The organism is Mycoplasma testudinis ATCC 43263 (genome assembly GCF_000687795.1).
Lineage (GTDB): Bacteria > Bacillota_I > Bacilli_A > Mycoplasmatales > Mycoplasmoidaceae > Mycoplasmoides > Mycoplasmoides testudinis.
Genome location: NZ_JHXT01000032.1, coordinates 1 through 8,596, shown reverse-complemented (window position 1 = coordinate 8,596; position 8,596 = coordinate 1). Strand labels below are relative to the sequence as shown.

Here is an 8,596-nt window from a genome sequence, read left to right as displayed (position 1 = left end):
AGGTCCTTGATCTTCGTTTTGAATTTTAGTTATATTGAATTCATCGAGATTTATAAAGTCGCTAATAAGTTCGTTTGCGTCTTCTTTAAATTTCAGGATTGATTTATTATTAAGATATTTTTTAAAAATGTAAAATTGCATCGTACTAACCTTTCATTTTTTTTGAACAAATTAATGATAGTACAAATTCCTTTGATTGGCAACAATCAAGGGATTTTTTTGTGTACTTTTTGTACCTTAAACGTCAAAAAATAGGTGATTGAGTAATTCTGATTGCCAGAATTTTCCTCTACCACCTATTTTTTTTATGAAATCTAACGTTACATAGAGTATCTACTATCCAAATGTTTTGGTATTATTTAAGAAGTTTTAGGATATGCAAACCCTAAAAATGGAGATTTATAGATGAGTAAAAAAATTGCATATCTGATTGATTCGGCTGCTTCACATTATGAAGATACTAAAAACGACATTTTTTTAGTCCCATTGTGTATTACTGATATAAGTGTAAACCCAGAAAAAGTTTATTACCCAGGAATAGATTTTGATTTAAACACTTTAAAACAATTGTGAGAACAAAATCATAAATTCATTACGGGGCAGACAAACCCTAATCAATTAAGAACTAAAATTGATTTTTTACTTCAAGAATATGATCACATAATTGGTTTACCAATGGATGCTAAATTATCTGGAACCTATAACCAATGAAAAATTTTAGAAAATGAAATTGGCACGGACAAATTTCACGTTTTAAACACATTAGATATTGAATATAGCATCATCTTTGCGCTTGATGACATCAAACAATACATAAAAGAAAATGGTTATCATCCTGATAAATTAGATCATTTTTTAATGCAATTAAATACTAAAAAGGGCAGCACTATTATCGTACAAGATGTGACTCAATTAGTAAGAAGCGGCCGTTTAAAAGGATTCCGAGCGCTCCTAGTTAAAGCAATGAAACTAAAAGTTCTTGTCAAACTTGATCAAACTGATGGAAACTTGGAATTTCTTGATGTAAGACGAGACTTTAAACAAGCGCTTAAACGGGTTTTAGCTTATTTAGATTCACGGATACACTGAAAAAATAAACAAATAAAACGTGTCGGAATTATATCAACTTTATATGATGATAAACAAACCCAAGAAATTCTCAAATCAGTAAAAAATTACCTTCCTAAAAATACTGAAATTATCATTCGAGAAATGAGCCCAGTAATAGCAATTCACACTGGACTAAATACATTTGCACTATACATTGAAACATATTAAAAATTAAACAAAAAAATTAAGACCTTCAAAATGTTAAGAAAGTCTTGATTTTTTATTAAATTAGAAGGTAGGAAACTAACCTACTTACCTAAGCAGTTACTTTTGTTCCAAAAAGTTTAAACGAACCTAAACGAATTCAAGTGGTTCCGTCAACGTTTGTCACAATTCGAATTCCATTAGTAGTAACCGGTGTTTTTAAGATAAAGTCATTAATTTCTGGAGTACTCCCAGCCGGAGCTATGTCATTAGATTCTTCGATATCTTTTCACGATCCATCTGTATCTTGATACTGTAATTTATAGTTTATAAATTTATCTCCGCTTCCAGGAACACCATTGGCAATATAAATCCGACTAACTTTATATTTTTCGTTATTTTGAAAACTTAATTGAACGTAATCGTTGACTCGATAACCGTCATTACGAACACCAAATCACGAAAAGGTAGTGTCTGAATTATCAAATAGTCCACCATGGATAATTAAATTTGGAATTGTGCCGACAAACGAAGGACGAATACGGTTTGAGAATGAAACATTCGGATCTGGTTTGATTTGTGCATCTGAAGGAACTTTTGGATACCCAATAATCGTAATATCCTTACCAGCTTGATTAGCATCAGTTGTAATGCTTCCATCCGTTTTATACAATGTTGAATTATTTTTAACAACAGTTGCTTTGAAAGTAAGTGTACCTGCTTCTAAATTTGGTGTTGCACGACTAAGACGAACTGAAAATTGACTAGATAAATTTGGCAAAGCAACTGAAAACTGTTTAGTTGACGGATTAATGAAAGAATTAATTGTATTTGCATTTAATGCATTATTGATTCTGATTACAATGGAATTAGATGATTGTCGTGTGTTGACGGCTTGATAAGGTTCATTTCCTAAAGAATCATAATAAGCTTTGACAGCTCTTGCATCTGCTTGATCTTGAGTACTAAATCCAGTAATGTTAATTTGTTTACCTGCGCCATTTTGATTGTTTTGTCCGACGCCTTCTGTAGTGTAATAATTATTTCCGTTACGGACATAAACTTGGACTGTCATTGTGCCGTTAGCATCATTGGGAGTGCTTACAAATTGTAAACTAAATGAACCTGGTAATCCACTTAAAGCCGGAATTTTTTGTGTTCCTAATAAATTATTAATTTGATTAAGATTTCCAGAGTCAAATATAGTCTTAAGTTCAGATGGTTTTTTCGTGTTATCAGTTACATTATACCCTGTTGCTTGTAAAGAACTATAGTACTGTTTAATAGCATCTGTTTGAATCATGGTATTTGTTCTAAATCCAGTAATGGATATTTCTTTACCTGCATCATTAGGATTTGTTGTTAAAGCGCCATCTGTTTTGTATAAACTGTTACCATTTCGTACAGTCACACGAACCGTAATAACTCCTGAATCATCACTACTATTAACGACAAGAAAAGATAAAGAGTAATCTTTGATTAGACCATCAAGGATAGAAATTTGCTTAGTTTGAGACAAGACGTTATTAATTGCTGTTAAATTTCCGGCTGTAATTGTGCTAACTACAGAAGATGCGGTTTGTGTACTATTTGCAGGGGTATATCCATCACTAGATAGGTTTTGATAATAATCAACAATTGCTTTAGTTGTTAAATTTGCCGTAGTTTGATACCCTGAAATAACTACTTGTTTGCCAGCTAAATCTTTTTGGGTTGTTGTCGAGCCATCAGGCAAGTAATAAGTTCCAGGATTTTTTGTGCTCTCAATTACTAAATTTAAAGTCAATTTTCCATTATCATCATTGACATTAAATACCGAAAAATCTGCTTTAAAATCACTTAAATTAAATAATCCTAATTGTTTGTCAGACGTAAGTAAACGATTGATGTCACTAATAGATGAAACGTCACTAATTTGCTTAGCAACACTGGATGCTGTAGTAGATGAATCAGCACTATGATATGCATTTGTATCAATCTCATTATAGTAATTTATAATGCTATCTTTTTGAATCTGATCACTTGTTTTAAATCCCGAAATTGTAATTTGCTTTCCTGCATCCACAAGCGAATTTGTCACTGAACCATCAGTTTTAAAATATTCTAAAGAAGCACTACGTTGTTGTGAATTTGCGTTAGCTTCAACAATTACTTTAACATAAGCACGCCCTAAAGTATTGTCTGCTGGTAAACGATTATCTAAAACTACTCTTAAGCGATAATTTGCTAAAGATTCGGGAAGAGCCGGAATTTTATTTTGACCTAAAACTCGGTTAATTTCTTGTAAATCAAGATTGTTATTAATCCGAAAAACAGAAGCAGGTTGATTTTTTAGACTGGCATCTTGTAAGGCAAACTGCTTATTATCGATTGAGTCATAGTAATCTTGAATATCTCTTGTATGATTAATTGTTTGGGTATTATCAATTTGACGTAAGGGTGAAGATGAATTCAACTGGTAATCTAGTGACATTGCTAGAGGAATCACGATCCCGATTGCCCCTAGTGCAGCTCAAGTTGATATTCACACTTTCAAATTAAATTTATTCTTCATATTATCGTCTTTTCCTATTTTTTTCTCACAAAAAATACACCAGTACGAAAATGATTTTCATATATCTGGAGTATTATAGCCAAATGATTATACCAAATGTCAACTTCTGTTTTAGTAATAAGGCATCAAAAATCAACTAAATTAAAAAAACCTCTTATGGATTGTAATTAAATTTATAAATTAAGATATCTTTCAAAGAAATCTTTAATTTTTTCAAAAATCTCTTTACGCTTTTGCTGTGAAACAGGTGAAAAAAGATCTAATTTTGGAATCAACTCGTAAAAATCTTCGCCTTCATCTGTAATATAACCTTTAATAAATGCATCGTGGATATAACGATCTGTTTTTTGTGGATCTAATTTTTCTTCATTGATTAGATGATCTAATTCTTCTTTTTTCTTATCGATAACAAAATAATTTCAAGAATCTTCAGAAATCTCATCGCCCGGATTAACCCGACCAGCAAATTCTAAAATTAATTCTTTTTTACTACGTAAGGATGGACTAGCATTAATGGCTTTTGTCAATTGAATTAATAATTCTTTATTGCCAATTTTGGATGGATCAAAAGAAGCAATAATTTTTAAAATGTAATCTATATTTACTTCGGTTTGTTTAACTAGTTCAACTTCAAATTCTAAATCCTCCAGAATTGAAACAGCTTTTGCTTCTCTAGTTTTCTTATATTTTTCACGCAATTCTAAATAACGACCACGGTAATCTTCAAATTTGGCTTCGGAAAGGATTTCTGGTTGATCACCAAATTCACTAAAACATTTAATGACATTTGCCATCTTCAACAAATTGTTCATCAAGATGACAAACTCCCGTTCTAAAGATTCAGAAACGAGCGGAAAATTAAGCAAAGAGAATTTTGTTAACAATTCATTTACTAATTCAGTATATCCTAGTTTATGGTTTCCCTTTTCGTCGTCATAACCATTGTAGTAATCATTGAATGGACGTAAGATAATAACACCATTACTATCAGCATCTCCAAAAAGGTTCACCGCTGAAATAATTTGATCTTCCAAATTCACAAAACAAACAATATTACCTGCCGGTTTAATAGCATTAAAAATTCGGTTAGTACGAGAAAAAGCTTGAATTAAACCGTGATATTTTACAAAGCGATCAATTCATAGAGTATTTAGGGTTTTAGCATCAAAACCTGTTAAAAACATATTCACAACGATTAAAATGTCTAACTCTTTGTTTTTAACTCTCAGACTAACATCTTTATAATAGTTGCTAAACCCATCATCTTTAGTGCTATATTGAGTGTGAAACATTTGATTATAATCATTAATTGCTTGGTCTAAAGCCACACGATCACTTGCATCTAATTTAGTAGTTACTTCATTGTCTTCATCGTTTAATCCATCTATGGAGTAATTAGCTAAGTTTTGATTCGGATCAAAACTATAAATCATACCAACTTTCAAACGACGGTTTTCTGGTAAACTAGCCTGCTGTTTTTTAAATTCTTCGTAATAGATTTTAGCAGCTTTAATACTTGATACAGCTAATAAAGAGTTAAATCCACTAATACGAACTAATTCCTTTTTTTCAGTCGTTTCTTTTCCAGTTATAAAATCTTTTGTAATAATGGTTCTTGTATGGTCATATACTTTTTGATTGCGCATCGTTTTGTTATTAAAGTCTTTTAAGATGTAAGACGTAATCTTGCTAATGCGTTGTTGTGATTCGAAAACTGGAGACCTTTCAATATCAGCAACTTTAAGATCTTCAATTTTTTCACGAACCTTAAAAGTTTTTACATGGTCAACTAAAAAAGGCAAAACTGTTTGATCATGAATCGCATCCTTAATAGTGTATGTATGAATGCGTTCACCAAACAAATCAGTAGTTGTTTTAATGTTTGCTTCAGTTGTACTAACAGTTGAATTAGTTGCAAAGATGGGTGTTCCAGTAAATCCAAACAAACAGTATTTACTAAAACTATTAGCAATAATTTTATGCATATCACCAAATTGTGAACGATGGGCTTCATCGAATATTAAAACAACATTTTGATCTAAAATCTTCGGCCGTTCTTGTAAGTTATTTTTGGTTGAAATTATTCTTTTCAAATATGTAGACAATTTTTGAATTGTCGTAATGATAATTTTGACGTCCGAATCTTTTAATTTTTCTTCAAGTTTTTTAGTTGTGGAAGTGGCATCAGCAGCCCCTTTCTCAAACTTTTCATATTCTTTCATCGTTTGATAATCTAAATCACGACGATCAACAACAAAAATTACTTTACTAATAAAATCTTTACTTGTAGCTAATTTGGCAGTTTTAAAAGATGTTAAGGTTTTTCCACTACCTGTGGTATGCCAAACATACCCACCGGCTTGCTTTGTACCAAATAATTCATTATTCTTTGCACTTTCGATTTTTTCCAATATTCTTTCAGTAGCTGCAATTTGATAAGGACGCATTACTAATAATTCCTTATCAACAGTGAAAACACAATACTTAAACAAAACATTTAGTAAAGTTTGTTTTTTTAAAAAAGTGGCTGCAAAATCTTCAAGATCTTCAATTCGGTTATTTTTGGCATCAGCTCAATAGCTTGTAAATTCATAAGAATGAGCAGTTTGATTATTTGGATTACGGTGGTAATTCTCATTTTCTTTAATGGAAGCATCTCTTGTCGTATTAGAAAAATACTTAGTTAAAGTACCATTGGAAATAATGTAAATTTGAGTGTATTCAAAAAAGGCATCTTCACTTCAAAAACTAAAACGATTATATCTTTGAATTTGATTAAAAGCGTTCTTTAAATTAACACCTCGTTTTTTTAATTCAATATGAACTAATGGCAGTCCATTAACTAAAATTGTTACATCATAAATATTTTTATAAGTACCTTCAGTCACATATTGATGCGTCACTTGAACTGTGTTATTTTCAATGTTGTTTTTATCGAATAAATGAATGTTCACAGGTGAACCATCATCTAAAGTCATAGATTTACTAAAATCTTCTTGGACTTTGCGAGTTTTTTCTTCAATTCCTTCGCTATAGTTTGCCAAATAAGTTCGCAATAAAAAATTTCACTCATTGTCTGAAAATTTAATATTATTTAGTTTTTCTAGTTGCTTACGAAGGTTAAGCTTTAACTCGTCATTGTTTTGGATATGAACTAGTTCGTATCCTTGGTTTTGTAATCTTTCAATTAAGTCTAGTTCAAGTTCATATTCACTTTGCAGTGCATTCCGATTTTTTTCTTTAACTTCGTATGAACCGACAACTGTAAAACTATCGCTTTGAATAATTGGCTTTAATTCTTCCATTTATTGTTTCTCCTGAAAAGTTAATAATTTATCGCGATAGTATTCATATTGTTTTTGACGTAGTTTAATTTCAGCTGGCAGACCTTCAGTAATATCATTAGTTAAAGATTCGAATTTGTCTAAGATGTCAACGATTTCTTGTTGTTTTTGGAGAGAAGGAACCGATATAGGAAAATTTTTTATCATCTGTGAATTTATGTTGAGTTGTGACCCCCTACCTAATTTTTTTAAAGTTGAATAATGACATGCAAGTCATTGATACAAATATTTATAATTCAGCAATTTTTTATCTGCTTTCAAATTGCAACACGCTTGATTTGTTGCAAGTTCTATTTTGTTTATAGCAACTTTGCCGGCTGTAGCACCATACATAGCAACAATAACAGAATTCTTTGAGATAATTTTTGCCGATGAATTTTCTAAACCGGTTTTACTTATTTTAATCTTTGTATCTCAGATTGGTTGCCAATCAACTTCTTGAGTTCTGAGTCAAGGAATATGTCCGTCATAATATTCTGATTTATTTGTTAAAGGTGTACCGCCTGAAGATATAGAAGCACAAACATCTGATATTTTTAATTTTTTAGCCTCTTTTAAACGTATATTAGACAAAAGATAATCCCTATAATACTCATACTGCTTTCTTCTATCTGTAAGTTCTGTAGTGAGTTCTGTAGTGAGTTCTGTAGTGAGTTCTGTAAATGAATCTAAGATTTTAACAATTTCTTTTTGAATTTCAAGAGGTGGAAGAGGGATTTTAAGTCTTTTTATAGATTTTGTGTCTAAATTTGGCTGAGCACCACCGGTAGTCATATGCAAAAATGTATCTTGTTTTGTTAGCAACAAATGATAAAGATACCTAAAATCAATAAAATTATCATCAGGAATAAACATCCCGACTCGTTGATTTAAATAATAAATAACATTACTTTCATTTATGCCAATTTTACCTGTTGTTGCACCTGACATAGCTATTAATATTGAATTTCTTTTAACTCTGAAAGAATCTAAATTTTCTTGATAATCTTTATTATCAAAATATACCATATTGCTTTGACTTATAAACCCGTCTTTAATATTAGATATTCTTAGAATAGGTAATCCGTTATCTCTAAATAAAGATGGTTTGAACGAAAAACCATTTTTAAAGTCACAAACATTTTCTAAACTTACAAATTCCACCCCATCCGGACACATTTTCTTAACTAACTTATCAATATAATTCATCTTATTTACCAGATTCAATTTTATCTATGATTGCATCTAATTCTTTACGAATTTTTTCTTGCTTTTTTACAGTTTCTTTTATTTGATTATTAAGGACTTTAATATCAATTACTTCACGAGTGTCTTCTTTCATTAAATACTTATTAACTGATAAGTTTCAATCGTTTTCTTTGACTGTATTTAGATCAACATTTTTACAGAAGTATTGCACGTCTTTTTTATTGCGAATTGCTTCAACAATCTTAGTAATGTTTTC

5 protein-coding genes are annotated in these 8,596 nt (G+C 30.6%); 1 reads left to right on the top strand and 4 read right to left on the bottom strand.

Features of this window, described 5'->3' with window-relative positions:
• Positions 1–405: 405 nt before the first annotated feature.
• Positions 406–1,278: a DegV family protein gene (locus T384_RS0105715; RefSeq protein ID WP_027120194.1), complete on the top strand. Its 873-nt coding sequence runs from the start codon at positions 406–408 to the stop codon at positions 1,276–1,278.
• A gap of 88 nt (positions 1,279–1,366) precedes the next feature.
• On the opposite strand, the gene T384_RS0105710 is transcribed toward T384_RS0105715, so the two are convergent.
• The 4 genes from T384_RS0105710 to T384_RS07430 form a co-directional block, all read right to left on the bottom strand.
• Complete coding sequence (locus tag T384_RS0105710; RefSeq protein WP_027120193.1) at positions 1,367–3,808, bottom strand: lipoprotein 17-related variable surface protein; 2,442 nt, start codon at positions 3,806–3,808, stop codon at positions 1,367–1,369.
• 173 nt (positions 3,809–3,981) lie between these two features.
• Entirely contained in the window at positions 3,982–7,113 is a 3,132-nt protein-coding gene (locus tag T384_RS06800; protein ID WP_052663613.1) for a type I restriction endonuclease subunit R, read from the bottom strand.
• The gene (locus tag T384_RS0105700) at positions 7,114–8,340 is read right to left on the bottom strand and encodes a restriction endonuclease subunit S (protein ID WP_027120192.1); all 1,227 of its coding nucleotides are present in this window, start codon (positions 8,338–8,340) and stop codon (positions 7,114–7,116) included.
• A gap of 1 nt (position 8,341) precedes the next feature.
• A partial coding sequence (locus T384_RS07430; RefSeq protein ID WP_036499348.1) for an N-6 DNA methylase occupies positions 8,342–8,596 on the bottom strand: 255 nt, incomplete at its 5' end.